Source organism: Flavobacterium omnivorum (genome assembly GCF_900099915.1).
Taxonomy (GTDB): domain Bacteria; phylum Bacteroidota; class Bacteroidia; order Flavobacteriales; family Flavobacteriaceae; genus Flavobacterium; species Flavobacterium omnivorum.
The window spans coordinates 29,521-53,380 of sequence record NZ_FNDB01000013.1; the positions used below are offsets into that span (position 1 = coordinate 29,521).

The window sequence follows — 23,860 nt, forward strand, 5'->3', positions numbered from 1 at the left end:
ACAAAGAACCTAAACGATTGTTAATTAAAACATGACATTTATCATATTAAAGACTTACTTTTGAATAACCCAAAATAATCAATATTATGAGCAAATGTGAACAATGCATTGTCAGAGAATTTAGCTCACTAAAAGCACTTACAAAAGAAGAACTACTAAGACTTTCCGACTGCAAAACATCACATATAATTAAGAAAGGGGAAGTTATATTTGAAGAAGGAGAAAATGTAAATGGTATTTATTGCATCAAAGACGGCATTTGTAAACTGACAAAACTTAGCGCAAATGGGAAAGATCATATCGTAAAATTAGTTACAAAAGGAGAATTATTAGGTCAACGCTCCATGATTAGTGATGAACCTGTCAATTTAAGTGCGGTTGCGCTTGAAGACATGCACGTTTGTTTTATTCCAAAGGCTGACGTGATGGGATACTTTGATCAGAACAATCAGTTTTCCATGAATGTCATGAAAACGATTTGTGGTGATCTAAAAGAAGCCGATGATCACATGGTTAATTTAGCACAGAAAACCGTCAAAGAAAGATTAGCTGAAACACTTCTTTATTTACATGATACTTTTGGAAAAAACGAAGATGAATCACTAAAAGTTCAACTTTCCAGAGACGAATTGGCTAGTATTATTGGCACTGCTACTGAAAGCTGTATCCGTTTATTATCTGATTTTAAAAAATCAGGTTTAATTGAATTAACAGGTAAAAAAATTGTTTTTAAAGATATCAATGCGCTAAAAAAATTAGCAGATTAACTCAATCTGCTTTACTCTTTCTTATTCATTACAAAATAATACACTGGAATTCCAAGCGCCACAATACACAAACCTAATCCCGTATTAAACGTATCATAAATCAATAAAGTCAAGCAAATTGCCGAGGTCACTATAATATAAATCGCTGGTACAAGTGGATATCCAAACGCTTTATACGGTCTTTCTGCATTTGGTTCTTTTACCCTTAGAATAAAAACACCCAAAATCGTTAGGATATAAAATAACAAAGATGCAAAAGTAGCATACGTTAGTAAATCCCCAAATTTTCCCGAAACGCACAATACACAAGCCCAAATGCATTGCACCCACAAGGCCTTAGCCGGAACCTGATTTTTATTCAGTTCAGTGGCTTGTTTAAAAAATAATCCATCTTTTGCCATAGCAAAAAACAATCTTCCTCCCGAAAGAATCAATCCACTATTACAGCCAAAAGTAGAAACCATAATAAGTGCCGCCATTACAAAAACGCCTATGTTGCCCATAATCATACTTGCTGCAGCCGCTCCTACTCTATCGTTACTAGCAAACATAATTCCACTACTACTGATATCCCCTGCGACTGGAATTCCTTGAAGCGGTAATAAGGCCAAGTATGCCAAGTTTGCCAAAACATAAATAACAGTCACAATCAGGGTTCCAAGAAACAAACTTCGAGGAATATTCTTTTTTGGTTCTTTAATTTCACCTGCAATAAAAGTCACGTTATTCCATGCATCACTAGAAAATAATGAGTTGATAATCGTTGCTCCTGCAGCGCCTAAAATTGCCATTCCTACTAATTTTGTAACCGTAATTGTTCCGTCAGGATTTACAACCGTTTTACTGGCTTCCCACATATTTGCAAAATTATTAGACAAAACATCCGTTTGTAAACCAACATACAATCCTAAAATTATTAAAGCGAATAGCGCAATCAATTTAGCCGAGGTAAAAATCAATTGAACCTTTTTTCCGCTTTCAACTCCTTTGGTATTGATATAAGTTAGCAGAATTATACTAAAAATAGCTAATACTTTTTGGTACGAAAAAACAAAACCAGTACCAACCGTAAAAAGGGTCTGATCTAAAACAGGAAAGAAGATAGCAGCATAATTCGCAAAGGTAACCGCAATGGCGGCTATAACACCCGTTTGAATCACCGTAAAAACAGTCCAACCATAAAGAAACGAAATTAGCCTTCCATAGGCACGTTGAATGTACACAAATTGTCCGCCAGCATTAGGCATCATTCCTGCCAATTCGCCATAACTTAAAGCTGCGGCAACGGTAATCAAACCGGTTACAATCCAAATCACTAATAACCAACCGGCAGAACCAATATCTCTTGCCATTGCGGAGGTAACAATAAAAATCCCAGATCCTATCATCGAACCGGCAACTAAGCTGGTGGCATCTATTAATCCTAAAGAACGTTTTAACTCGGTTTTATTTTCTGACATTGGTAAATTTAATTATTTAAAACTGAACACTAATCCCGAAGTACCGAGACTGAACACTGAATACTGACCACTGAATACTACAACTTCTTAGCTTCTTCCCAAAATTGAGTTATTTGGAAATCATAGATTTCCAATTCCTATTTATTAGGAAGACGCTTCGCTTCTTCCCAAAAAAGAGCCATTTAAACAAGAGTCATGTCCATTAGGGGTTTTCCTAATTCGCCTGCTTTGCTTTCTAGATATTGAAAGCGTTTGATGAATTTTTTATTAGTACGTTCCAATGCATCTTCGGGATTTACATTCAGAAATCGGGCGTAGTTAATCATCGAAAATAAAACATCTCCAAATTCGGCTTCAATTTTATCCTGATCACCTGCTTCAACCTCAACTTGCAATTCTTCCAATTCTTCCTGCACTTTGTCCCAAACCTGATGCGATTCCTCCCAATCAAATCCAACACCTTTTACTTTATCTTGAATTCTACTTGCTTTCACTAAAGCTGGCAAACTTCTTGGAACACCTTCTAAAACCGATTTTTTACCTTCTTTAAGTTTAAGTTTTTCCCAATTTTGTTTGACTTCTTCTTCATCTTTTACTACGACATCACCGTAAATATGCGGATGACGGTGAATAAGTTTGTCACAAATTTCATTGCAAACATCGGCCATGTCAAAATCATTGGTTTCACTTCCAATTTTAGCATAAAAAACAATATGCAATAGCAAATCACCTAATTCTTTCTTTACCTCGATCAAATCATTATCTAAAATCGCATCTCCTAGTTCATACGTCTCTTCAATAGTTAAATGGCGTAAGCTTTGCATGGTTTGCTTTTTGTCCCAAGGACATTTTTCACGCAATTCATCCATAATATCTAGCAATCTCTCGAAAGCTTGCAGTTGATTTTGTCTTGAATTCATCAGAAATTGTTTTTGGTAAAAATAAAAAAATCCTGTTCAGAAAATAGCTGAACAGGATTAAATATTATTGTAGTGTAAAATTACTCTTTTTTTGCTTTTTTAGCAGGAGCTTTTACTTCTGCAGTTACAGCTTCTTCTGAGCTACTAACCACCTCTTCTGCAACAGCAGGAGTTGGTTCAGCAACAACAACTAGTCCTTTTGCCTGCAGCATATTGTACCAGTTTAAAACTTTCTTGATGTCTGATGGATAAACTCTTTCTTCATCATAATCAGGCAAAATTTCTTTAAAATACGCGGTTAATTTCGCATTATCCTCCTTGTGAGACAGTGCAGGACCTTTGCTTTCTTTATCTGCAATTTTCTGCATAATTTCAGCTAATGGTTTTTCACCCTCATACGTATAAATTGAGATTTCCGACAGTAAGCTTACATTACTTTTTAAATTTACTGTGATTTTTTTACCATCAACTAATGACTCGGCTACAAATCCTGTTCGCGTTTGTACTTGCAATACATATAAACCCGGTTTCCCTGAGATGGCTAATATTTTTTCTAAATTCATGTTTTTTGTAATTATTATTAAGAATTTGACTTACTATTTTTTCTGTTTTAAACCAAAAATCATACCAAGAGAAGCTATATAGTGTGTTTTTATCTTCCTTTTTTGGCAAAAAATTTCATTCGGTAATCTTGGAACGTTTTTCCCTCTAAGATATTTTTTAATTTCTTTTGAATCAATCGTTTTTTTAGCGACGATATCTTATCGGTAAATAAAATGCCTTCAATATGATCGTATTCATGTTGTATCACTCTAGCAATTAACCCGTCAAAAACTTCGGTTTTCATTACAAAATCCTCTTCACAATATTCAATTGTTATCGTTGGATTTCTAGATACATCTTCACGCACATCGGGAATACTCAAGCAGCCTTCATTAAAACTCCATTCTTCACCTTCCTCTTTTATCATTTTTGCATTAATAAACGTTTTTTTGAAACCTTTAAGTTCTTTTTGTTCCGCGTCTTCTAATTCTTCATCATCACTAAAAGGAGTGGTATCAATTACAAATAAACGAAGCGCTAATCCTACTTGTGGCGCAGCAAGTCCAACACCATAAGCATTATACATTGTTTCGTACATGTTATCAATCGTTTCTTTCAAATTTTGATGTTCCTTTGAAACAACTTCTCCTGTCTTTCTTAAAACTGGATCGCCATATCCTATAATTGGTAAAATCATCGTGTCGTATTAAAAATTATCTTCTGAAATTGGAATATTTTCCCATTTGATTCAGTTTGCAAAAATAGTAAAAAAATAGACAATGAATAATCCTCCGTAAATAATTAGCTAATATTTACAATTTAAGTCAAAAGACATCCGTTTATCCTTTGTATAATTCATACAAATCTTACCTTTGCTTGTATACGATTATATGTTTTACAAAATACGAAAATTTGCCGACAGCACTTATTTTACCAATGCTATAAAAGTTACTTTAGCGGCAGTCATTCCTGTTGTCGTATTTTCGTATCTAGGTAAATTTGAGATGGGTTTCGCTATGGCTCTTGGTGCATTTTTTACTTACCCTAGTGATATCCCAAGTAGTTTAAAACACAAAATAAATGGCATTCTTGTCACCGCTTTGCTGGTATCCGGTATTAATCTCCTAGTTAATATTGTTTATCCTTTATCGTGGATTTTTTATCCTTTTTTAGCTTTATTGATTTTCCTGATATCGATGATATCCGTTTATGGTCAGCGCGCCACTATGGTTTCTTTCTCTTGCCTGATTTCTGTGTCATTGGCCTTTGCCAGCATCAACTCGGGCTGGACAATGGTAGTGCATTCAGGTTTAATTCTTGCCGGTAGTTTATTTTACCTTTTAATTTCCCTTATTTTTCATTATGTAAGACCACATCGTTATATCGAATTACAAATTGCTGATTGTATAAAACTAACTGCTAAATACTTAAAACTGCGGGGTGATTTGTGGACTGTAAATGCTGATAAAAAATCGATAATAGAAAAGCAATTGCATCTTCAGGTCGAACTAAATGCCATTCATCAAAACATAAGGGAAGTTCTCATTAGTAATCATACTACTTCTGGCTCTTCTAATCAAAATCGTAAAATGCTTTTGGTTTTTATTTCATTGGTTGAAATTCTTGAACTCGCTTTATCCACGGCATTCGATCATGATAAATTGCATCAAAAATTTGATGATCATCCAAATGTTTTATTAAGCTATCAACGTTTAGCTTACAACTTGGCAGCAAGTTTAAAGCAATTATCCAAAAGTGTTAAAAAACACACGAAGTATTTTTCAAAAAATACGTTGTTGCGTGATTTGAATTCTTTGCAACTGGCCATTGCAGATTATGAAAATGATTTAAAAAAAAACACTGCCTCTGAGGGTGTTTTTATGTTAACAACCATGTTACAATATGCTGATAAACAAGTAGAAAAAATAAAAATTGTAGAACGTGCCTTCACGCTTAATTTTAACTCACAGGATTTGAAAGGCCTTGATAAGGATTTAGAGAAATTTCTAACACCTCAGTATTATCCGTTGATTACACTAACCGAAAACTTTAGTTTTTCATCAACAATTTTCAGACATTCGTTGCGGTTAACAATAACATTGATGGTAGGTTTTATTGTTGGAAAATTTTTACCGTTTCACAATGTATATTGGATTTTACTAACCATAATTGTAATTATGAGACCCGGTTATGGCTTAACAAAAGCCCGTTCTTTGCATCGAATAATGGGCACTTTTTTTGGAGGATTAATAGCTTTTGGGATTCTTTTTGTCGTCAAAGATATAAGTGTAATTAGTATTCTTTCCATAATTTGTATGCTATTAGGATTCTCTTTTACTCAAATAAATTATAAGGTAAGTGCAACTTTTATAACCATGTATGTTGTCTTTATTTATGGAATAATCACCCCAAACAGAGGCGATTTAGTGCAGTACCGCATATTAGATACCGTTGTAGGAGCTGTATTAGCTTTTTTAGCAACTCACTTCTTATGGCCTTCCTGGGAGTTTTTAAACGTACCTGTTTATTTAGAAAAGGCGATCAAAGCGAATCAAGATTATCTAAAAGAAATTTCTATTTTTTACAATAAAAAAGGTAGTATTTCTACTTCCTATCGTTTAGCAAGAAAAAATGCATTCATCGAAATTGGGAATTTGATGGCTTCGTTTCAAAGAATGGTACAAGAACCTAAATCCAAACAAAAACAATTGCCACAAGTTTATAAACTAGCAGTTTTAAATCACTCGCTACTATCCTCTTTAGCTTCTTTAGGCACTTACATTCAATCCCATAAAACCACGAGCGCTTCTGAAGCGTTTAATGTAGTAGTTGATACTGTTCTTAAAAACCTAGACAATGCCATTTCATTACTGAAAGACAACCACAACCTACAAGAAAACCTTCCAAAAGAAGATTTAGCGTTGCGCTTTACAGAGCTGAAAAACATCAGGGAAAAGGAGTTAAAAGAAGGATTTCCTATTGATGAAGAAGCATTCCAACTGAAAATGCAGGAAGCTCAATTGGTAATAGAACAATTAATCTGGTTGACTAATTTGTCTGAAAATATTTTAAAAACTACAAAAATACTAAAGGATTCATAACGAAAAAGGCGCTGAAAGTAGATAAAATCTAAAATTCAACGCCTTTTATTTATGTGTGAATTTCTAATTATTCAGTTTTAAAATAGCAGCAGTTTCTTTCCTAACTTCTTCTAATAAAATAGGATTATCATTTAACTTTTGACCATAAGAAGGAATCATCATCTTTAATTTTTCTTGCCACTCCGGAGTTTCAAATTGCTCCTTAAAACACCTTCCAATTAAATCTACCATAATTGAAACAGCAGTTGATGCACCCGGCGAAGCACCCAGCAAAACAGATAAAGATCCATCGGCCGTGGTAATCACTTCTGTACCAAACTCCAGAATCCCAACTCCTTTTTCATCTTTCTTAATTACTTGAACACGTTGTCCTGCACGTTCAAGTACCCAATCTTTAGATCGTGCTCCGGGAACATATTCCCTCAAAGCGTTTATTCTGTCTTTAGGAGACTGCCGTACTTGCTCAATCAAATATTTTGTAAGTGGAATATTTTTTATACCGGCAGTAATCATTGGTATAATATTATCGCTTTTTATGGACAAAGGCAAATCCGAATACGAACCATTTTTTAAAAATCGAGTTGAAAAACCGGCAAAAGGACCAAAAAGCAACTGTCTTTCTCCATTTATCATTCGGGAATCAATATGAGGAACAGACATTGGTGGTGCACCCACACTTGCTTTTCCATACACTTTAGCTTGATGTTTTGCAATCACTTCTGGATTAGTACATTTAAGCCATTGTCCACTTACTGGAAAACCACCATACCCTTTTCCTTCAGGAACATCTGCTTTTTCTAGTAAAGGTAAAGAGCCTCCACCAGCTCCAATAAAAACAAACTTCGTGTATGCTTTCCTTTTTTGGCCTGAAGCCAAATCAGTAATTTTTATTCTCCAAGATTTATCCTCTCGTTGTTTTAATTTTTGAACTTCATGGTTGAAATGAATGGTTACACCCTCTAATTTTGTCAAATAACCAAAAATACTACGGGTTAATTCTCCAAAATTCACATCGGTACCAATTTCCATCGAAGTAGCTGCTACTTTATCTGAATCTTTTCTGCCTTCCATAACTAAAGGCATCCATTTGCTTAATTCTGAAAAATCAGTGCTAAAAACCATTTGTTTAAAAAGCGGATTTGAATGTAAAGCTTCAAATCTTGTTTTAAGATAGTCTACATTTTTTTCGCCCCAAACAAAACTCAGGTGAGGAATACTTTTAATAAAATTTTCAGGAGATGGAACTTTATTTTGCTTCACTAAGTAAGCCCAAAACTGTCGAGAAATCTCAAAAGATTCTGCAATACTAATTGCTTTTTTAGGATCAATACTGCCATCAGCACTTTCAGGAGTATAATTAAGCTCACAAAAAGCAGAGTGACCTGTTCCTGCATTGTTCCATGCATCAGAACTTTCGGCAGCAGCAATATCTAATCTTTCGTAAATTTCAATTTTTAGATCTGGTTGTAATTCTTTTAAGATTAAGCCTAAAGTGGCGCTCATAATTCCGGCGCCTATAAGAACTACTTCACTATTTGTACGTATGGTTGTATCAGACATAACATGATTTTATAGTGCAAAGATAAATTATATAATTCCTAAAAAAAGCATAAAATTAGACTAAAAAGTTACATTTATCAAACCGTTTTAGCAGAAAACAAGGTGTTTATTCGCTGTTTTAAATCCTTTTTCGGGTTAAATAGTCTTGTAGCATTATCGTTGCTGAAATTTCGTCGATGAGTGCTTTATTTTGTCTTTGTTTCTTTTTTAGTCCGCTATCTATCATAGATTGAAAAGCCATTTTTGAAGTAAAACGCTCATCTACCCGTATCACCTTCATATCCGGAAAATGATTGGTGAAATGGGTTACAAAACCCTTGATGATTGAAGCGCTTTCTGAAGGTTCTCCATTCATTTGTTTAGGCTCCCCAATAAGTACCGCTTCAACTTTCTCTTTTAAAAAATAATCTTTCAAAAAAGCAATTGCAGTTGCAGATGGAATCGTTGTTAATCCAGAAGCAATGATTTGCATTTCATCCGTGACAGCTATTCCAGTTCGCTTTTGTCCGTAATCTATGGATAGAATTCTTGGCATGTATTTATATTTTTTTTCAAAGGTAAAAATGATAATTTATAAAAACTAAACTGAATCTTTGTATTTGATAAATCCGAAAACAAAAATGTTGTATTTTAGTGCATTAATTTCATAAACACAAAGATACCCCCTTGAAAACGTAATCTCTTATATTTTCATTATCAAATAAATTGACTTTTTGTAAAATATAGAGTGTTTTAAATATTTTTAAGCAAATCTTTTCTGAATTTCAAAGCTACTCTAGGCTTATCCTTGCGAGTGTAACGAACCTGATCTGTCAATAATTTTAAAAATTCATTAGCGATATTAACTGTCATATATAGAAAATATTTTGCCTAAATTGGCATCAGCTTCTTCAACTGTATACAATTTTTCATTTCCGCTTTTGAGTTTAGCATATACAACATCTAGTTTTTCCTTATTCTCATCGAAATTAGGATCTTCCTGAACAATTTTTAGTTCATCAGATGAAAACGAACTTCATAACTCTAAAATTTTAGCTTTTATTCTTGGTTGAAATTCTAGCCTAATTGTTTCCATGACACTTTCGTTTACTATACAAAGATAGAAATTTTCACAAAGTAAAATCCAAACTTAATTCTGATACAATGACAATCAAACAAGAAGTTAAATCTGTAACATTTTCAACTCATTTTGCTTTTTTGCTTTTGGTTAAAAATCTTATCTTTGTCAAAAATTATCAAAAAAAATGAATCCATTACAAACGATTATAGAACAAGCTTGGGAAAACCGTGCTTTGTTACAAGAAACGACAACAAGTGACGCCATAAGAGAAGTTATTGAATTACTAGACACCGGAAAATTACGTGTGGCTGAACCAGCAGCTGAAGGCTGGCAAGTAAACGAATGGGTAAAGAAAGCGGTTGTTATGTATTTCCCTATTCAAAAAATGGAAACGTTACATTCCGGTATTTTTGAATATCACGACAAAATGTTATTAAAAAAAGACTTTGCCGAAAAAGGAATTCGCGTAGTTCCCAATGCAGTCGCGCGTTATGGAGCATACATTTCAAGTGGTGTAATTTTGATGCCAAGTTATGTAAACATAGGTGCTTATGTTGACGAAGGAACTATGGTGGATACATGGGCAACAGTAGGAAGTTGCGCACAAATAGGCAAGCATGTTCACTTAAGCGGTGGCGTAGGAATTGGTGGTGTTTTAGAACCGTTGCAAGCAGCTCCAGTAATTATTGAAGATGGTGCTTTTATAGGTTCTCGTTGTATTGTTGTTGAAGGAGTTCATGTGGGTAAAGAAGCGGTTCTCGGCGCTAACGTATGTTTGACTGCGTCTACAAAAATCATTGATGTTACTGGTGCAACTCCAGTTGAAATGAAAGGTTTTGTTCCAGCTCGCTCAGTAGTAATTCCGGGCAGTTACACTAAATCATTTCCAGCAGGAGATTTTCAAGTTCCATGTGCTTTAATCATCGGACAAAGAAAAGCATCAACTGATTTAAAAACCTCTTTGAATGATGCATTGCGCGAATATAACGTAGCAGTTTAATCCGCTTTTTCTTAAAAAAACTTATAAAAAACACCTATTGGATATTTCAATAATTATAGTTAATTACCGCGGTTGGAAAGCCTTAGATGACTGTTTAGTCTCTATTGAATCCATCAATTCTAACACTTTATCTTTTGAAGTTATAATTGTTGATAATTTTTCTAATGACGGGCAATTCTCTGTTTTTAAACAAAAGTATAATGGTTTTACATTTATAGAAAATTCTGGTAATAATGGTTTCTCCAATGGCTGTAACTTTGGTGCAAGTATAGCTCAGGGAAACCATTTCCTTTTTTTGAATCCAGATACAAAACTCACTCTTGAAGCTTTAAAGGTTCTTTTGCAAACTACTATTTCACATCCTGAAATTGGAATTCTATCTTGTTTGCAAATAAATGAAAATAATGTTTTTTACAAACAGAATAATTTATTTCCGGCTTTGGGTCGCTTTTTTGGTATTTCACGATCGTTTTTCAGAAAGTGGAACAAAACAAAACTGGAAAAACGTTTCAACACTGCAACGGATTTGTTTTACCCAGATTGGGTAACTGGAGCCGTGGTGTTCATAAGTAGAAACTGGTTTGACAAAATCAAAGGCTGGAATGAAGATTACTGGCTGTATTTTGAAGATGTAGACCTTTGCAAAAAAGTTTTTGATTCCGGAGGAAAAGTAGCTGTTACTAAAAAAGCAACGATATTCCATCAACATGGTGGTGCTTCCCGATTAAATATTAAAACAAAAGCACTCACAAAAACGGAAGTAATAATTTCGAAACATGTTTATATTAGCAATCAATTTCCACCAGCAATTCAACTATATTTACATGGTGCATTGCTTATAGGAGTGCTGATTGAGAAAATGTTCTTATCCCTTATAAGTGTGTTTCTGTTTTTTATACCAAAGCTAAAAGTGAACCCTTTAATGCTTAAAAACCTAACTGTCTATTATTTCAATGTGTTGCAAAACCAAACATGGATTAGTCCTCGTGCGATGAATTACTTGAAAACAAGAGTATAATTTTTCTAACTTCACTCAAAATGAAAATACTTGTAATTCAGCAAAAGATGATTGGAGATGTTTTAGTAAGCTCCCTATTGTGCGATAATTTACGCAAAGCGTATCCACATGCTCAAATTGATTATATGGTTTATGAATCTACAAGAGCCGTTGTAGAAGGCAATTTAAGTTTTGACAGTTTAGTCCTTTTTAAAAAAAAGCATCAAACAAGCAAATGGGAATATTTTAAATTATTACAATCCATTCGTGCCGAAAAATATGATATCGTTATCGATGCTTATTCCAAGTTAGAAAGCTGGCTGGTAGTACTATTTTCGGGAGCAAAACAAAAAATTTCCTATTGGAAAAAAGGAAGAGACTTCCTTTACACCGATACTATCAAAAGAAAAAAAACATCAAGTACAAATTTAGGTTTAATCATCGAGCAGCGTTTGTCCTTACTAGATCCTCTGCATCTCGATATTAAATTAGACAATTTCCCTAGAATTTTTGTTTCACAAAAGGAAAAAGAATTTGCAACTTCGCTTTTTGAATCACAAGCAATTAATAAGTCAAAAAAAACAATCATGCTTAGCATCATTGGAAGTAGTTTGGATAAAACCTATCCACTGGACTACATGTCAAAACTGATTGATTTTATAGCTGCAAAAGGCGATGTTAATTTGCTCTTTAATTACATGCCACAGCAAAATGAAGCAGCAAAATTAATTTACGATGGATGTACAGAAGCGACTAAATCTAAGATTTACCAAACAGCGTTAGGAAAAAACATACGTGAATTTATTGCCATAATGGATTCCTGTGACCTCATAATTGGTAATGATGGTGGCGCTATAAATATGGCAAAAGCTTTAGAAAAACCTTCCTTTATTGTTTTTTCCCCTTGGATTGATAAAAAAGGATGGGCTACTTTTGAAGATGGTATTAACCATATTTCACTGCACCTTCAAGAATTTAAACCTCATCTGTTTAAAGGAAAATCTGCTAAAATTATAAAAAAAGAAACCGCTGAATTTTACAGAGCGTTTACCCCAGAGTTAATTTATCCTAAATTAAACACTTTTTTAAAAACACATTTAAAATAACCAGTAACTCTAAAATTTGAAGTTCCAGAGAATAATCTATTTTTGTAAAAACAGACAAAAGGCAATGAATCATAATTCCAATACTGAAATTTCAGTTTTAATAATCACTCTAAACGAGGAGAACCAAATCAAGGCTCTATTAGCTGATTTGGATTTTGCCGATGAAATTATTGTCGTAGATTCATTCAGCACAGATCAAACAGAAGCGATTTGTCGATCATTTAAAAAGGTGACTTTTATTCAATATAAGTTTGAAAATTATTCTTCACAAAGAAATTTTGCTATATCTCAAGCCAAAAACGATTGGATTTTATTTCTTGATGCAGATGAACGACTAACTCCTGCATTAAAAAAAGAAGTTCTAACGACTGTGAAAAATAACGAAACAATTGCGGCATTTCTTTTCCAACGTACCTTTATGTTTCAAGAACAAGTACTGCATTTCAGCGGAAATCAAACAGATAAAATATTTAGACTTTTTAATAAAAACAATGCAGAATACAATAACGATAAACTTGTACACGAAAAATTAAAAGTACATGGAAAAGTAGGTATTCTAAAAAACAAACTCGTTCATTATTCCTATTCCAGTTATGATGAGTATAAAGCAAAAACCATCCGCTACGGAAAACTTAAAGCGCAGGAAAAATTTATCAAAAACCAAAAACCTTCCTTTTTATTGCGTCTATTACATCCAACATATAATTTTATGTTCAATTACTTTGCGAGATTAGGATTTCTTGATGGAAAGAAAGGATTGATTATCTGCTACCTAAATGCCAATTCCGTATATATTCGATACCGTGAATTAGAACAACTTTGGAATAAAAAGTCGCTATCTCCAAAACAATAATTTCTTTTTACGCGCTATCTTCTTGTGAAATTTGGTCTGAAAATCATTGGTATAAAAACACATTTTAGCAAAAACAACATCGTAATTTTTATGATATAGTTTTGCATACGCATCACTAATCACCGCCAACATTTCAATTTTTGGCGTCAGCCGATTAAAATTTTTCATGCGAAGCTCAAAGTCCATTGACTCATGAAAATTCATTCGGTTTAAATCAACTAAATAGAATTCATATTGATTCCCACTCCCCTTTTTAATCAACGTATTACCTGGAGAATGATCCAGAAATTCAATGCCTTTTTCATGTAAATCGAACGTAAATTTAGTAAACTGCCGCAAAATGTTTTCATGATCGGGATACTCTGGATGCAACACTAATTCTCTAAAAGTTAGATCGGACTGAAGATGCTCACTGATGTAAAAGCTTTGTTCAAGACCGGAGAATTTAAAATTTTCAGCGTAAGCGATTGGTTGTGGTGTTCCAATGCAATTCTCAATCAATCGATTAGCATATTCGAATGAGCGTCTGGCCTTTGATTTTCTAAAATACTTATACGCCACCTGATTAATCAGATTTGGTATTTTAAAAGACTTGATATTAATCGTTTTATCAGCTAAATCAAACAGTTTAATTTTATTTCTTTGACCATCACCAAATAACTTTCCTTCTGCATCAAAATTAGCGACACAAGTTCTAATTAGTTTCTCGGAAGATTTAAAAGAAGGATTCAAAATATATTTCATAAAAAGAAGAATTGAAAGACAAAAGTAAGTGTTGAATTCAACACTTAAAAAATTTAATGTAATTTTACACAAAATTTATGTCTTTTCAGCACACACGCAGCAATAAGGATCTGATAATTGAACTAAATATTTTTTTGAATAACAATCAATTTTCTAACGACAATCATTAAACCAACTTCAAATAATAATAAAATAATGACAATTCTTCATATATCCGCAGTAAAAAGTTGGGGTGGCGGTGAAAACCATATAGAAACTTTATGTTACGAATTAAAACAATCAAATCCTGAAATAAAGAATATTGTATTATGTGTTGAAAACACTCTTTTTCACGAACGTTTAAATGAAACTGAAATAGAATTTCAAACGGCACCTTTGGCTTATAATCTAGATCTGCGTTTTTCATATAAAATTATTGCTTTGTGCAAAAACAAAAAAGTTGATCTTATCCACATTCATGATCCATCAGCGATTGCGTTGACTATTATGGCTGATAAATTTGCAAATTTACCGCCTTTTGTTTTTAGCAAAAAAACCTCATTCCCAATAAAAAACAAGAAACTTACACTTTATAAATATAACTATTATAAAATCAAAAAATATTTATGCGTATCAGAGGAAACCAGAAGAATTACTTTAGAATCAATTAAAGATAAGGATAAAGTAATTACTGTTTATCAAGGTACGTCAATTACAAACAAGAGTTCGAAAACAGATTTTTTATTACGAGAGAAATTTGACATTGATGAATCAAAAAAAATAGTGGGCCTTATCGGTAATCACATTAGAGCTAAGAATCTTGAAACATTCATCGAAACAGTAAATATAATTGTGAATGTAAAAAAAAGAACGGATATTATTTTTGTCCAAATTGGTTCTTTTACAGATCGAACTGAAGATTTAATAGCGAAAGTTCAAGAATTAAAATTAGAAAATCATATTCATTTTTTAGGATATGTGCCTAAGGCTTCCAATTTTATACCACAATTTGATGCGCTGTTAATGACTTCTCAAAGTGAAGGTATTCCCGAAGTGATTTTTGAAAGTTTCTATCATAAAAAACCAGTTATAAGTACTAATGTTGGTGGAATACCTGAAATTTTACAAGATGGTGTTAACGGACTTTTAACCGCAAAACAGGATTCTGAGATGCTTTCAGAAAAAATATTTCATTTATTTAACAACAAAGAATTGGAGAAAAAATTTGTCACTATTTCCTATGAAAAATTAATTACAAATTTTACTGCATCTGTAATGGCACAAAAAACCTTAAAAGAATATAAAAATATTTTAAATGGAAATTAACGAAGAAGTACATAAAGCTTACGAAATAATAAAAGAAGGCGGAATAATCCTTTACCCTACCGATACGGTCTGGGGAATTGGGTGTGATGCCACCAATCCAGAGGCTGTTGCCAAGATCTATAAACTCAAAAAAAGGGCAGAAACTCAAAGCATGATTGTTTTGATGAACGGAGATAAAATGATGTACAATGTTTTCAAGGAAATTCCAGATGTGGCTTGGCAAATCATAGAATTATCTGAAAATCCAACAACTGTAATTCTGGATAAACCACGAAATGTAGCCGCAAATTTAATTGCTCCAGACAACACACTGGGAATCCGAATTGTAAAAGAGCCTTTCTGCTTTAAATTATTGGAAAAGATGAAAAAGCCGTTAGTTTCTACTTCGGCAAATATTTCAGGGCAAACAACACCAAAAACTTTTAAAGAAATTAGTCCCGAGATTATAAAAGGTGTAGACTATATTGTAAATTTGGACCGCGATAAAATTGCTGGAAAACCTTCGACTATTATAAAATTAACGAATGATTCTCAGGTAAAAGTGATTCGGAAATAGTTTTTTTTGTTTAATTTTTCACCGCAGATTCGCAGATTATTAATCGATTTATTATTTTTTTATGTCAGAAGAATATTCAAATAAAGATGAAACATACAAAATAATTGGAATTCTATTTGAGATACATAAAAATTTAGGAAAAGGTTTTTCAGAAATCGTTTATAAAGATGCGCTGGAATATGAATTTAAGATTAATTCTATTCCGTTTGAGCGTGAAAAAGAATTTCAAGTTCAGTATAAAAACACCACTTTAAAACATAAATTTTATGCTGATTTTGTAGTTTACAACAGCATAATACTTGAGGTAAAAACAGTTGAATGCTTCAATTCTAGTCATTATAATCAATGTCTCAATTATTTAAAGGTATCAGGAAATGAATTGGCATTACTAGCAAACTTCAACGCAATATCCTTAGAATATAAACGGATAGTAAGTTCAAAAAAATAAAAATAAATCTGCGAATCTGCGGTAAAAATGAATTACAAAACAGCCTTACATAATAAAATTTTCGAAGTCATCTCTCAAGCATCTCAAGAACTTAACGTTAATAGTTATGTGATTGGTGGTTTCGTAAGAGATTTACTTTTGAACAGAGACTTTAAAAAAGACATCGATATTGTTGCCGTGGGCAGCGGAATCGAATTAGCTTTAAAAGTATCTCAACTACTTCCTAACAAACCAAAAGTTCAGGTTTTCAAAACTTACGGAACAGCGATGTTACGCTTTGAAGACACCGAAATTGAGTTTGTAGGTGCCCGAAAAGAATCGTACCATTTTGAAAGTCGGAATCCAGTTGTAGAAAACGGAACGCTGGAAGACGACCAAAACCGACGCGATTTTTCGATAAATGCTTTGGCACTATCTTTAAACAAAGAAAATTTTGGAGAACTATCCGATCCATTTAATGGACTCGAAGATTTAAAAAACAAAATAATCAGAACACCTTTGGATCCAGATATTACTTTTTCTGATGATCCGTTGCGTATGTTGCGAGGCATTCGTTTTGCGAACCAATTGGGTTTTGATATTGAAGGAAATTCATTGGACTCCATCACAAAAAACGCGGAACGCATCAAAATCATTTCCGGAGAGCGCATTGTTGATGAATTGAATAAAATCCTTTCCACAGATAAACCTTCCATAGGATTTTTGCTTTTGTTCAAAACAGGACTTTTAGATATTATCCTTCCAGAATTGACTGCGCTGAATCAAGTGGAGGAAATCGAAGGCCATACCCATAAAAATAATTTCTATCACACGCTGGAAGTCGTTGATAATATTTGCCCAAATACGGATGATGTGTGGTTGCGATGGTCGGCCTTATTGCACGATATTGGAAAAGCGCCAACCAAACGCTTTAATAAAAGGCAAGGCTGGACTTTTCACGGACATGAGTTTCTGGGTGGTAAGATGGCAAAAAAGATATTTGAACGTTTGCACATGCCATTGAATCATAAAATGAAATTTGTGCAAAAAATGGTGATGATGAGTTCACGTCCAATTGTTTTATCACAAGATACGGTTACGGATTCTGCCGTTCGCCGCTTGGTTTTTGATGCAGGTGAAGATGTCGAAAATTTAATGACGTTGTGCGAAGCAGATATTACGACCAAAAATCCAAATAAGTTCAAGAAATACCATAATAATTTCGAAATCGTCCGTAAGAAAATTGTAGAAGTAGAAGAACGTGATCAAGTACGTAATTTTCAACCACCGATATCTGGTGAGGAAATTATGGAACATTTTAACATTAAACCATCAAGAGAAATTGGTATCATCAAAGAAGCAATTAAAGAAGCAATCCTTGAGGGTGAAATCCCAAATGAATACGAAGCTGCCTATATTTTTATGCTAAAAAAAGCATCTAAACTAGGTTTAGTCAAAGTTTAACTATTGTGTACTCCTTTACTCCATTGAATTGAGATAATTTTACAAAAAAATAAAACCTCTGTGCAAAAATACTTTCTTAAATCCGCAAAAATAGCTCTCGTTTTAGTTTATCTAGTCATCTTTGCAGGTGCCTTTGTTCGGTTGACTGGCTCCGGAATGGGCTGCCCAGACTGGCCTAAATGTTTTGGATATTACATTCCACCAACAGACCAAAAAGAGCTTTTATTTACACCGAATAAGGAGTATAATAAAGGACAGGTAATCATAAAAGAAGAATCATTATTAATTGCTAAGGAGGATTTTGTCGCTAAAGAAAATTTTGAAACATCCAATTGGACACCTTATCAAAAACACGATTATGCGATTTTCAATCCCATTCACACTTGGGTTGAATACATCAACCGCCTCCTGGGGGCATTAGCGGGCATAGCTTGTATAGTTACACTCGTACTCTCCTTTGGTTATAGAAAAAAACAAAAAAGCATTATTTACTTATCTTTTATAGTCTGTGTCTTGATGGCTTTCCAGGCATGGCTTGGTAAAACAGTGGTAGACTCTGTACTAAGTCCTTATAAAATTACAACTCACATGATGGCAGCTTTGTTAATACTTGCCATTCAGCTCCTAGTGATTTACAGTGTAAAAACCAACAGAAAACCTGTTACTTATAATACCAAATTTAATGCATTTTTACTAGTAGCACTAGGTCTAACTCTTGTTCAAATCATACTTGGGACAGATGTTAGAGAACAAGTGGATATTATTTCAAAAACAGGAGCTCCAGAGGTAATGTGGCTCCAAAATCCAACTGTTTTATTTTATATTCACAGATCATTTTCAATACTTGTTCTTGCACTTAACGGTTATTTATTCTACATGAATAGAAAATTAAATCTAAATGCGAGCAAACAAAATTGGGTTATGATTTTGCTTATTATCGAAATTATTACTGGTGCAACAATGTATTATTTTGATTTTCCGTTTGGCACCCAAACCTTACATCTGGTGCTAGCAACCTTCCTTTTTGGGGTTCAATTTTATCTCGTTTTAGAGTCATCTTCACAAAGGAACAAACACTAAAACATCCGCTTTTGACTATATTGTCACATCTATTTTTGCTTATTAATTATTAAAATGTCTAAACTTGCTCCTCAAGATAAATTTTTAGATTTATCAGATTATGGAAGAACATTCGGGAAATTTCTGGCCAATCAATTAAAAAGTACCCGCTTTACTCCCATTCATGTCACCTTGCTTTTTGGTGTTTCAGGTTTGATAGCTATTTACTTTATTATCGATGAATCATTCTACTTGGCTAGTCTTTTCATACTATTAAAATCAGGAATCGATGCTGCGGATGGAGAACTCGCAAGATTAAAAAATACGCCTTCTTATACCGGAAGATATTTAGACAGTGTATTTGATATCATACTTAATTTTCTTTTTTTGATGACCATTTGTTACGTTGCAAAGGCGAATATCTGGCTTACTATTTTAGCCTTTATTGGCATACAATTGCAAGGAACTTTATACAATTATTACTATGTGATTTTAAGAAACAAATCAGTGGGTGGAGATACAACTAGTAAAATTTTCGAATATAAATCTCCTCGAGCTTTACCTGGAGAAACTCAAAAATCTGTTGATATTTTATTCTTTGTTTACACAATCGTTTACGGTGTGTTTGACAAAATAATTCACACATTAGACAAAGAAGCTTACAAAGTAAATACCTTTCCCAACTGGTTTATGACTACAGTCAGTATTTATGGATTGGGCTTTCAATTACTGATTATAGCCGTCATGCTGTCTCTCCATTTAATAGAATACATCATCCCGTTTTTTATAATCTATACCGCTTTAATTTTTGGAATAATTAGCATTAGGAAAGCCTGTTTTAAGGTGTAAAATCACTATAGAGATAATCTATAACAATTACCTAAAACACATGTTACCATATTCTTATAACAAATCACTTTAATATTTACTGTCATACTGGATATAGCAGATCTAAGTAGTTCCAATTAGAGTAAGAAAACGTATTTCATCGGAATTATGAAATAATTTTATAGAATCATATAACATTTTAAGCGTTTAAATTAGCGAAATTTGTCAAGAACAAATAGTAATTTAAAACTTAGATATTATGCCAAATTCAAAAGAGATTGAAGGAAACTGGAATGAGTTGAAAGGGAAATTGAAACAAAAATTTGCCGATTTGACGGATGATGATTTACTATACGAAGAAGGAAAAGAAGATGAAATGTGGGGTAAATTACAACAAAAATTAGGCAAGACAGAAAAAGAAATTAAATCATTATTTGATTAATTTCGAAGCGTAAACTTACTTGAACTGTTTCAAATGCAGGAGTCAAAATCAATCATTTTTAGATTTTTTCTGTATACATTTGAAACAGTTTTTTTATAAAAAACTCAACCAATCCAATTTTTAAAATCAGAAACTTTCTCCCTGCTTACCACTACTTCCTCCTCCTTAAAAGAAGGCAAAATAACTTTCAAACGAGAGTTGCTATACAACACGATTTCCTTAATTGCTTTCAATGGAATTATAAATTTCCGACTGATTCGGAAGAAATCTGCTGGATCTAATTCCTGCTCTAAAAGTTCCAAAGTACATTCGATTAAATAATTCCTATTGTCGAAAGTATGTAAATAGGTTCCTTTATTTTCACTGAAAAAACATTCTATTTCATCGATAGAAATTACTTTCAAATGTTGTCCTATTTTTACCGTAAAACGTTTTTTATAGTTTTTCTCAAATGGATTGGTTAGCATCTTTTTGATTTGCTCAAAATCAATTTCCAAGCTTTTTTGTTGTGATGCCTGTTTTGGCAAAAGAGATTTGAATTTGGCGACAGCAATTTCGAGATCATCTTCATCAATGGGTTTCAAAAGATAATCGATGCTATTCAATTTGAAAGCTCGAAGCGCATATTCATCATAAGCGGTCGTGAAAATTACGGCGCTCTTAATCTCAACTTTTTCGAAAATTTCAAAGGACAACCCATCTGATAATTGAATATCTAAAAAGATTAAATCTGGATGTTCATTTATAGAAAACCAATAAAGTGCTTCTTCCACGGAATGCAGCATCACTCCTACTTCAATATCTAGTTTTTCCAGTTTTCTTTGCAGTAATCTGGCAGCTGGTTTTTCGTCTTCTATAATTATTGTGGTCATTTAATATCGAATGATTTGTTTGTTGAATTGTTTATGTGATTATTTGCTTAACTGAAAACTGAGACTGAATCCTAAATACTCATTTTTACTCCCATTTTTCACTTTTTTCTTTCTCCATCAACTCCTTGATTTTTTTTTCTTCCCAATTTCTCCCAAAAATCCAATTGGGCAAAAAAGTAGAAAAAGCGTGAGATGTTAATCCAATTCCCCAGAAGAAAGCCGTAAAAAAATTCTCCATTTTAAAGTAGCTTTCGCCAATATCTAAATCTCTAATATTAATGAATACAATCATCATATTAACTACTAAATAAACAATCAAATGTATATAGAATCCTTTTATTTTTTTTACACGTGAGATAGCTTCAATATACTGTAACTCTGTAACTGCATCTGTTTTCATGATATTAGCGGTTTTGATTTTTATCTTTCTCTATCAACTCATTAATCTTTTTTTCTTCCCAATTAGTCCCTAAAAACGGCATGTAATTAAAGACTTTCATACCATGAAAAACCAATCCAATTCCCCACCAAAATAGCGGCCAAAGAAACCATAAGTATTGCGGTGATGTGGTCAAATTAATGATTGCCAAAGAAATAATCACAATACTATAAACCGTTAAATGTCTGTAAAAATCTTTTATTCTTCCTACCTGCTTTTTGGCTTGAAAATATTTTTCTGAGTTGTCCATATTAGTTTTTATTTTTTTAAATTTTGGGAATCTCAATTCCATTTATTATTCTGGTTATCTTTATTCAAAATCTCATTAATCTTTCGCTCTTCCCATGATTTTCCATACCCAAAAACTTCCAAACCATGGAAGGTAACTCCCATTCCCCAACCCAATAACGGAAACCAAAACCATTGAAAATTAGAACTAAAACTTAGATTAATAAAGATCAAAAACGAGATTACTAAACAATATGACATTAAATTTCCGCAGAATCCTTTCAGTTTTTTTACGTGTTCTGCTGCTCTCAAGTACGCTCCCGTTTCATCGTAACTATATTGTGTTTCCATAACTGAAATTTGTTTTGTTAAAATAGGTATTTTCACCGTAAATGTTTGTTCGTTTTGGGCAATCAGCACATTCCTGTTGGTTATAATCCCATATCGATTAACGATATTTTGTAACCCAACTCCTTGACGTTCTTGTAAAACTTCTTTCTTTTGATAATCGTTTTGAACTGCCAGGTAATCGCCTTCGACATAAATCCGAATATGCAAAGGTCTTTGTTCACTGACTACGTTATGCTTCACCGTATTCTCTAGTAAAAGCTGTAAAGAAAGTGGTACGACTTTGGCTTCAGCCGAAATTACAGTTGTTGGCAATTCATAAAATAAGCTGTTCTCAAAACGCATTTTTAATAAATTCATGTACGTTTTGGCGAAAGCCAGTTCTTCATCGACAGAAATTAGTTCTTTATCTTTTTGTTCCAAAACGTACCGGTAAATCTTAGATAACGAGGTTGTAAATCGCTGTGCATTTTCCGGATTTTCTTCAATCAAAGAACTCAGAACATTCAAACTGTTGAAAAGAAAATGAGGATCAATTTGGTTTTTTAAACTCTCAAACTTAGCATTTGCAGTTCCTGCGATGATTTTCTGTTCCTTAACTTTATTTTCATTGTATGCTTTGTAGAAATAGATGGCATGTATTGTTAGAGTAACAAAAAAAGTTATAATACTTGGTACTACATAGTTTTCCGGTTTTTCATTTTTCAGAAACTCTTGCAAACTTTGGTTATTATACACTACCTCTTCAAACAAGTGCAATAAAAAAATTACGATTAAAGACAAGACAACCGAACCCGCGAAACCAACCAACAATCTCTTTTTAGAAAAACGATCAACAAAGAGAGCATCCAATTTCATAAAAAACAGTGCATTTGTTCCATACAACGTAAGCGTATACAAGGCCGTAAACAAAAAATGAGTTAGTAAACGCTGGTTGAATCCTACTGTTCCGCCCATAACTACCGTAAATAGTTGCATTAAGACAAAAATAACTACGGTTAGTTTGAATGCTTTTTGTAATTGTTGAAGAAATAAGTTCATTTTATAAGTTCTTTAGGATCATGCTAGTAGCAGCAGCGTCAATCGTTTTTATGTTATTTACAATTTTTTTGAGCATTTTGAGCTCTATCCAATCCCCACTTTGGAGAAAAAGGTGTTTCAGGTTTAAAAGTAGCAAAAAGTCCGATAGCTTTTTCAATTTGCGCACACATTGGCTTGGTATCGGTGCCCCAAAATTGCGCTCCGCCTATTTCAAATTCTGCTTTGCCAAAAACTACTCTTGGGTTTTCTGGCGCAATTGCCTGTGCTTTGCCGTACAATTCCATAACCGTTCCGGATAATTTTTGTCCGTTTGTCATTGGGTCAAAAGCAATCCAAGCAGTATGAATCATCGCTTGCATCACCAATAATTCGGCATTATTTGGATTTTTATCCATTTCTATATCCAATGATTTTTGTGCTTTCGAAAGTAATAAAGTCATTTGATCTTTATCTTTGGTTCTAAAAGCAGTTGTCGTATTTACTAATGCCACGTAATAATTAGGCAACCAACTTGTTTTTTCCGCAGCGGCAATTCTTTCAAATAAATCCGAAGCCTCGGTGTTCTTTCCTTCGCCCCATAACTGGAACGCTTTTCCCATTCCTTGCTCAAATTGCCCTTGAGCAGATACTAAACTACAGATAAAAAATACGATTGTGGTGATAACTTTTGTCATGATTTCTTGGTTTTAAACGGTTGTTTTTTTATGATCGAAACATTGCAATTAATTTATACTTCAAAA

At 33.2% G+C, this 23,860-nt stretch carries 25 protein-coding genes; 13 read left to right on the top strand and 12 right to left on the bottom strand.

Translation table 11 applies throughout. The features are described 5' to 3' along the window. Positions 1 to 86 precede the first annotated feature (86 nt). The gene (locus BLS90_RS12020; protein ID WP_091258031.1) at positions 87 to 767 is read left to right on the top strand and encodes a Crp/Fnr family transcriptional regulator; all 681 of its coding nucleotides are present in this window, start codon (positions 87 to 89) and stop codon (positions 765 to 767) included. A gap of 11 nt (positions 768 to 778) precedes the next feature. Here the strand turns inward: BLS90_RS12020 and BLS90_RS12025 are convergent, their stop codons facing one another. The 4 genes from BLS90_RS12025 to def form a co-directional block, all read right to left on the bottom strand. Continuing rightward, positions 779 to 2,227: an APC family permease gene (locus BLS90_RS12025; protein ID WP_091258033.1), complete on the bottom strand. Its 1,449-nt coding sequence runs from the start codon at positions 2,225 to 2,227 to the stop codon at positions 779 to 781. Positions 2,228 to 2,409: 182 nt separating this feature from the next. After that, complete coding sequence (gene mazG, locus BLS90_RS12030; RefSeq protein WP_091258035.1) at positions 2,410 to 3,147, bottom strand: nucleoside triphosphate pyrophosphohydrolase; 738 nt, start codon at positions 3,145 to 3,147, stop codon at positions 2,410 to 2,412. Between the two features lie 80 nt (positions 3,148 to 3,227). Beyond that, positions 3,228 to 3,710 carry a DUF5606 family protein gene (locus BLS90_RS12035; RefSeq protein WP_091258041.1) on the bottom strand — a complete coding sequence of 161 codons (483 nt, stop codon included), beginning with the start codon at positions 3,708 to 3,710 and terminating at the stop codon, positions 3,228 to 3,230. An 89-nt stretch (positions 3,711 to 3,799) separates the two neighbouring features. Next, positions 3,800 to 4,387 (bottom strand): peptide deformylase, encoded by a 588-nt coding sequence (def, locus tag BLS90_RS12040; RefSeq protein ID WP_091258043.1) that lies wholly within the window; start codon positions 4,385 to 4,387, stop codon positions 3,800 to 3,802. A 193-nt stretch (positions 4,388 to 4,580) separates the two neighbouring features. Here def and BLS90_RS12045 point away from each other — a divergent pair, with 193 nt between their 5' ends. Next, a complete protein-coding gene (locus BLS90_RS12045) occupies positions 4,581 to 6,791 on the top strand; it encodes an FUSC family protein (RefSeq protein WP_091258045.1) in 2,211 nt (736 codons plus the stop codon). Positions 6,792 to 6,854: 63 nt separating this feature from the next. Here the strand turns inward: BLS90_RS12045 and BLS90_RS12050 are convergent, their stop codons facing one another. Both BLS90_RS12050 and ruvX read right to left on the bottom strand, forming a co-directional pair. Beyond that, positions 6,855 to 8,351 (bottom strand): malate:quinone oxidoreductase, encoded by a 1,497-nt coding sequence (locus BLS90_RS12050; protein WP_091258049.1) that lies wholly within the window; start codon positions 8,349 to 8,351, stop codon positions 6,855 to 6,857. 118 nt (positions 8,352 to 8,469) lie between these two features. After that, a complete protein-coding gene (gene ruvX, locus BLS90_RS12055) occupies positions 8,470 to 8,886 on the bottom strand; it encodes a Holliday junction resolvase RuvX (protein ID WP_091258050.1) in 417 nt (138 codons plus the stop codon). 709 nt (positions 8,887 to 9,595) lie between these two features. On the opposite strand from ruvX, the gene BLS90_RS12065 reads away from it, so the two are divergent. The 4 genes from BLS90_RS12065 (at position 9,596) to BLS90_RS12080 (ending at position 13,367) form a co-directional block, all read left to right on the top strand. Next, on the top strand, positions 9,596 to 10,411 hold the full coding sequence (locus BLS90_RS12065) for a 2,3,4,5-tetrahydropyridine-2,6-dicarboxylate N-succinyltransferase (protein ID WP_091258052.1): 816 nt from the start codon (positions 9,596 to 9,598) through the stop codon (positions 10,409 to 10,411). Positions 10,412 to 10,448: 37 nt separating this feature from the next. Further along, the gene (locus BLS90_RS12070) at positions 10,449 to 11,429 is read left to right on the top strand and encodes a glycosyltransferase family 2 protein (protein WP_091258054.1); all 981 of its coding nucleotides are present in this window, start codon (positions 10,449 to 10,451) and stop codon (positions 11,427 to 11,429) included. 20 nt (positions 11,430 to 11,449) lie between these two features. Next, positions 11,450 to 12,514 (top strand): glycosyltransferase family 9 protein, encoded by a 1,065-nt coding sequence (locus BLS90_RS12075; protein ID WP_091258056.1) that lies wholly within the window; start codon positions 11,450 to 11,452, stop codon positions 12,512 to 12,514. Positions 12,515 to 12,578: 64 nt separating this feature from the next. Then, positions 12,579 to 13,367, top strand: coding sequence for a glycosyltransferase family 2 protein (locus BLS90_RS12080; protein ID WP_091258057.1), 789 nt, complete (start codon positions 12,579 to 12,581; stop codon positions 13,365 to 13,367). Here the strand turns inward: BLS90_RS12080 and BLS90_RS12085 are convergent. Next, positions 13,350 to 14,111, bottom strand: a complete 762-nt coding sequence (locus tag BLS90_RS12085) for a lipopolysaccharide kinase InaA family protein (RefSeq protein ID WP_091258059.1) — start codon at positions 14,109 to 14,111, stop codon at positions 13,350 to 13,352. The two genes, BLS90_RS12080 and BLS90_RS12085, sit on opposite strands and share 18 nt — an antisense overlap. A 195-nt stretch (positions 14,112 to 14,306) precedes the next feature. Here BLS90_RS12085 and BLS90_RS12090 point away from each other — a divergent pair, with 195 nt between their 5' ends. From BLS90_RS12090 to BLS90_RS12120, 7 genes are all read left to right on the top strand, one after another. Then, on the top strand, positions 14,307 to 15,416 hold the full coding sequence (locus tag BLS90_RS12090; protein ID WP_091258061.1) for a glycosyltransferase family 4 protein: 1,110 nt from the start codon (positions 14,307 to 14,309) through the stop codon (positions 15,414 to 15,416). After that, entirely contained in the window at positions 15,406 to 15,972 is a 567-nt protein-coding gene (locus BLS90_RS12095; protein WP_091258063.1) for an L-threonylcarbamoyladenylate synthase, read from the top strand. The genes BLS90_RS12090 and BLS90_RS12095 overlap by 11 nt, the downstream gene beginning before the upstream one ends. A 61-nt stretch (positions 15,973 to 16,033) precedes the next feature. Beyond that, entirely contained in the window at positions 16,034 to 16,420 is a 387-nt protein-coding gene (locus tag BLS90_RS12100; RefSeq protein ID WP_091258066.1) for a GxxExxY protein, read from the top strand. A 27-nt stretch (positions 16,421 to 16,447) separates the two neighbouring features. Then, on the top strand, positions 16,448 to 17,863 hold the full coding sequence (locus tag BLS90_RS12105) for a CCA tRNA nucleotidyltransferase (protein ID WP_091258068.1): 1,416 nt from the start codon (positions 16,448 to 16,450) through the stop codon (positions 17,861 to 17,863). 60 nt (positions 17,864 to 17,923) lie between these two features. Then, positions 17,924 to 18,943, top strand: a complete 1,020-nt coding sequence (locus tag BLS90_RS12110) for a COX15/CtaA family protein (protein WP_091258070.1) — start codon at positions 17,924 to 17,926, stop codon at positions 18,941 to 18,943. Between the two features lie 54 nt (positions 18,944 to 18,997). Further along, the gene (locus BLS90_RS12115; RefSeq protein ID WP_091258072.1) at positions 18,998 to 19,771 is read left to right on the top strand and encodes a CDP-alcohol phosphatidyltransferase family protein; all 774 of its coding nucleotides are present in this window, start codon (positions 18,998 to 19,000) and stop codon (positions 19,769 to 19,771) included. A 238-nt stretch (positions 19,772 to 20,009) separates the two neighbouring features. Continuing rightward, positions 20,010 to 20,192, top strand: coding sequence for a CsbD family protein (locus BLS90_RS12120; RefSeq protein ID WP_091258074.1), 183 nt, complete (start codon positions 20,010 to 20,012; stop codon positions 20,190 to 20,192). Positions 20,193 to 20,296: 104 nt separating this feature from the next. Here BLS90_RS12120 and BLS90_RS12125 read toward each other — a convergent pair whose 3' ends face one another. The 5 genes from BLS90_RS12125 to BLS90_RS12145 form a co-directional block, all read right to left on the bottom strand. Beyond that, positions 20,297 to 21,064, bottom strand: a complete 768-nt coding sequence (locus tag BLS90_RS12125; RefSeq protein ID WP_091258075.1) for a LytR/AlgR family response regulator transcription factor — start codon at positions 21,062 to 21,064, stop codon at positions 20,297 to 20,299. An 85-nt stretch (positions 21,065 to 21,149) separates the two neighbouring features. Then, positions 21,150 to 21,464, bottom strand: a complete 315-nt coding sequence (locus tag BLS90_RS12130; RefSeq protein ID WP_091258077.1) for a 2TM domain-containing protein — start codon at positions 21,462 to 21,464, stop codon at positions 21,150 to 21,152. A 4-nt stretch (positions 21,465 to 21,468) separates the two neighbouring features. After that, positions 21,469 to 21,753, bottom strand: coding sequence for a 2TM domain-containing protein (locus BLS90_RS12135; RefSeq protein WP_245705104.1), 285 nt, complete (start codon positions 21,751 to 21,753; stop codon positions 21,469 to 21,471). A gap of 32 nt (positions 21,754 to 21,785) precedes the next feature. Continuing rightward, positions 21,786 to 23,120: a histidine kinase gene (locus tag BLS90_RS12140; protein ID WP_175455479.1), complete on the bottom strand. Its 1,335-nt coding sequence runs from the start codon at positions 23,118 to 23,120 to the stop codon at positions 21,786 to 21,788. Between the two features lie 53 nt (positions 23,121 to 23,173). After that, positions 23,174 to 23,794 carry a hypothetical protein gene (locus BLS90_RS12145; RefSeq protein ID WP_091258080.1) on the bottom strand — a complete coding sequence of 207 codons (621 nt, stop codon included), beginning with the start codon at positions 23,792 to 23,794 and terminating at the stop codon, positions 23,174 to 23,176. Between the last annotated feature and the right edge of the window lie 66 nt (positions 23,795 to 23,860).

Coding starts and splice junctions, on each gene's coding strand:
- BLS90_RS12085 (WP_091258059.1), bottom strand. CDS start 14,111: ATGAAATATATTTTGAATCCTTCTTTTAAATCTTCCGAGAAACTAATT.
- BLS90_RS12035 (WP_091258041.1), bottom strand. CDS start 3,710: ATGAATTTAGAAAAAATATTAGCCATCTCAGGGAAACCGGGTTTATAT.
- BLS90_RS12100 (WP_091258066.1), top strand. CDS start 16,034: ATGTCAGAAGAATATTCAAATAAAGATGAAACATACAAAATAATTGGA.
- BLS90_RS12105 (WP_091258068.1), top strand. CDS start 16,448: ATGAATTACAAAACAGCCTTACATAATAAAATTTTCGAAGTCATCTCT.
- BLS90_RS12095 (WP_091258063.1), top strand. CDS start 15,406: ATGGAAATTAACGAAGAAGTACATAAAGCTTACGAAATAATAAAAGAA.
- BLS90_RS12050 (WP_091258049.1), bottom strand. CDS start 8,351: ATGTCTGATACAACCATACGTACAAATAGTGAAGTAGTTCTTATAGGC.
- BLS90_RS12120 (WP_091258074.1), top strand. CDS start 20,010: ATGCCAAATTCAAAAGAGATTGAAGGAAACTGGAATGAGTTGAAAGGG.
- BLS90_RS12135 (WP_245705104.1), bottom strand. CDS start 21,753: ATGGACAACTCAGAAAAATATTTTCAAGCCAAAAAGCAGGTAGGAAGA.
- BLS90_RS12125 (WP_091258075.1), bottom strand. CDS start 21,064: ATGACCACAATAATTATAGAAGACGAAAAACCAGCTGCCAGATTACTG.
- ruvX (WP_091258050.1), bottom strand. CDS start 8,886: ATGCCAAGAATTCTATCCATAGATTACGGACAAAAGCGAACTGGAATA.
- BLS90_RS12090 (WP_091258061.1), top strand. CDS start 14,307: ATGACAATTCTTCATATATCCGCAGTAAAAAGTTGGGGTGGCGGTGAA.
- BLS90_RS12045 (WP_091258045.1), top strand. CDS start 4,581: ATGTTTTACAAAATACGAAAATTTGCCGACAGCACTTATTTTACCAAT.
- BLS90_RS12065 (WP_091258052.1), top strand. CDS start 9,596: ATGAATCCATTACAAACGATTATAGAACAAGCTTGGGAAAACCGTGCT.
- BLS90_RS12025 (WP_091258033.1), bottom strand. CDS start 2,227: ATGTCAGAAAATAAAACCGAGTTAAAACGTTCTTTAGGATTAATAGAT.
- BLS90_RS12115 (WP_091258072.1), top strand. CDS start 18,998: ATGTCTAAACTTGCTCCTCAAGATAAATTTTTAGATTTATCAGATTAT.
- BLS90_RS12145 (WP_091258080.1), bottom strand. CDS start 23,794: ATGACAAAAGTTATCACCACAATCGTATTTTTTATCTGTAGTTTAGTA.
- BLS90_RS12020 (WP_091258031.1), top strand. CDS start 87: ATGAGCAAATGTGAACAATGCATTGTCAGAGAATTTAGCTCACTAAAA.
- def (WP_091258043.1), bottom strand. CDS start 4,387: ATGATTTTACCAATTATAGGATATGGCGATCCAGTTTTAAGAAAGACA.
- mazG (WP_091258035.1), bottom strand. CDS start 3,147: ATGAATTCAAGACAAAATCAACTGCAAGCTTTCGAGAGATTGCTAGAT.
- BLS90_RS12075 (WP_091258056.1), top strand. CDS start 11,450: ATGAAAATACTTGTAATTCAGCAAAAGATGATTGGAGATGTTTTAGTA.
- BLS90_RS12080 (WP_091258057.1), top strand. CDS start 12,579: ATGAATCATAATTCCAATACTGAAATTTCAGTTTTAATAATCACTCTA.
- BLS90_RS12130 (WP_091258077.1), bottom strand. CDS start 21,464: ATGAAAACAGATGCAGTTACAGAGTTACAGTATATTGAAGCTATCTCA.
- BLS90_RS12140 (WP_175455479.1), bottom strand. CDS start 23,120: ATGAACTTATTTCTTCAACAATTACAAAAAGCATTCAAACTAACCGTA.